1 protein-coding gene is annotated in these 271 nt (G+C 43.2%); it reads left to right on the top strand.

Features of this window, described 5'->3' with window-relative positions:
• The coding region (locus tag AAEY98_RS22340; protein WP_351019775.1) for a Sua5/YciO/YrdC/YwlC family protein at positions 1–271 on the top strand (271 nt) is incomplete at both ends.

The following is a 271-nucleotide window of genomic DNA, read 5'->3' as shown; positions in this document are numbered from 1 at the left end:
GTTTATGGCCTTGGTTGCGATCCTGACAATCAACAGGCGGTGGAACGTTTACTTGATATTAAACAACGCTCCGTTGAAAAAGGGCTTATTTTAATTGCTGACAATTACGGGCAATTATTAAAATACGTCGATGACGCTAAGCTGCCTATGGATAAACGTGCCGATATTTTTTCAAGTTGGCCAGGCGCACTCACTTGGGTGATGCCTGCAGCTAAGTCTACCCCAAAGTGGTTAACAGGGCAGTTTGATACTATTGCAGTAAGAGTAACTA

The organism is Shewanella sp. AC91-MNA-CIBAN-0169 (assembly GCF_040310165.1).
In the GTDB taxonomy this organism is placed as follows: Bacteria; Pseudomonadota; Gammaproteobacteria; order Enterobacterales; family Shewanellaceae; genus Shewanella.
The sequence above is the reverse complement of the archived record's forward strand: the minus strand, read 5'-3'. Positions and strand labels throughout refer to the sequence as shown.